This window comes from Streptomyces viridosporus (assembly GCF_002078235.1).
Classification (GTDB): Bacteria; Actinomycetota; Actinomycetes; order Streptomycetales; family Streptomycetaceae; genus Streptomyces; species Streptomyces viridosporus.
Window position 1 is genome coordinate 1 of the sequence record NZ_MSGP01000670.1, and the last position, 1,536, is coordinate 1,536.

A 1,536-nucleotide genomic window follows, 5' to 3' on the forward strand; every position below is an offset into this window, starting at 1 on the left:
GCGATCTCCGCGTTCGACAGCCCCTCGGCGATCAGCTGGAGCACTTCCAGCTCGCGGGGGGTCAGCGCACGCACGACGTCCTGCCTGGCCGGCAGGGAGGTGCCGGCCGGTCGCAGATGCTGGGCGAAGTGGCCGATGAGGTGGCGGGTGACGGCGGGTGCCAGCAGGGCCTCGCCCCGGGCAACGGTCCGGATGCCGTTGACCAGCTCCGCCGGAGGCGCGTCTTTGAGGAGGAAGCCGCTCGCTCCGGCGCGCAACGCGTCGTAGACGTAGGCGTCGACGTTGAACGTGGTGACGACCAGTACCTTCGGCGCGTCTTCGGCACCGGGACCGGCCAGTTGCCGCGTCGCCTGGATGCCGTCGAGCAGGGGCATCCGGATGTCCATCACGACCACGTCGGGGCGCAGCCGCCGCGCGGCCTGAACCGCCTCGTGGCCGTTCTCGGCCTCCCCGACGACCTCCATGTCGGGCTGCGCAGAGAAGATGGTGACGTAACCGGTCCGCACCAGCGCCTGGTCGTCGCAGACGAGCACACGGGTCGGTGGCGGCGCATCGCTCACGGGGTCACTCCTGAAGGGGCTTGGACGGAATCGTGGCGCGGACCTCGAACCCGCCTTCGGGCCGGGGACCGGCCTCCAGTTCACCATCGAGCGTCCGCACCCGTGCACGCAGTCCGGCCAGCCCTCGCCCGCCCGCGGGACCCGGTTTCCGCATGACCGGTACGGCGACCGGTCCGTCGGTGGTCACCTTGATTTCGATGTGCTCGTCGCCGTGCCGGAGCAGGACCCGTGTGGGCTCCCCGCCCGCGTATTTCATGGCATTGGTGAGCGCCTCCTGCACCACCCGGTACGCGGCCAGCTCCACGTCCACGCCCTGCGGCCGCCGCTCACCCTGTTCGCTGAACTCGACCGGCTGCCCCGACCTGCGGGCCTGCTCGACCAGGTCCCCCACCCGTCCCAGGGCGGGTGCCCGGCCCGCACGCGCCAGGTCCGCAGACGCCGACTCGCCGGTCGCCTCCAGGACGCCGAGCAGGTACCGCAGTTCCGTCAGCGCCCGGCGGCCGGTGTCGCTGACGGCCGTCAGTCCCTCGCCGGCGCGTTCCGGCGCGGACGTGAGCAGGAACTGCGCCGCGTCGGCTTGGACCACCATGGCCGTCACGTGGTGGGTGACCACGTCGTGCAGCTCGCGGGCGATCCGCGCCCGCTCGGCGGCCGTGGCCGCCTCGGCAGCCAGCCGCCGCCGCTCCGCCTCCTCCGTCCGCCGTGTGCGCACCGTGCTCCCCACCAGCCAGACCGCGACCAGAGCCAGACAGAACGCGAGATAGTCCGGAATCGCCTGTGGTGAGCCGAGGCGGTCCAGGACGACGGCCAGCACGGCGTAGCTCACACTCGCCACGACGGCCAGACCGTGGCGGAAGCGGATCTGATGAGCCCCGGCGGAGTACAGGGCCAGATACAGCCCCATACTCGCGAACGTCGTCGCGGGCGCGTTCGCCGTGCACCAGGCGCTGGGCTTCGCGACGACGGCCAGACAGAC

At 72.1% G+C, this 1,536-nt stretch carries 2 protein-coding genes; both read right to left on the minus strand.

Translation table 11 applies throughout. From position 1 onward, the window contains the following. Positions 1-560 (minus strand): response regulator transcription factor (locus B7L92_RS35415; protein ID WP_081241307.1); only part of this gene is annotated, 560 nt, incomplete at its 3' end. Between the two features lie 4 nt (positions 561-564). Continuing rightward, on the minus strand, positions 565-1,536 hold a 972-nt coding region (locus B7L92_RS35420), incomplete at its 5' end, for a sensor histidine kinase (RefSeq protein WP_081241308.1).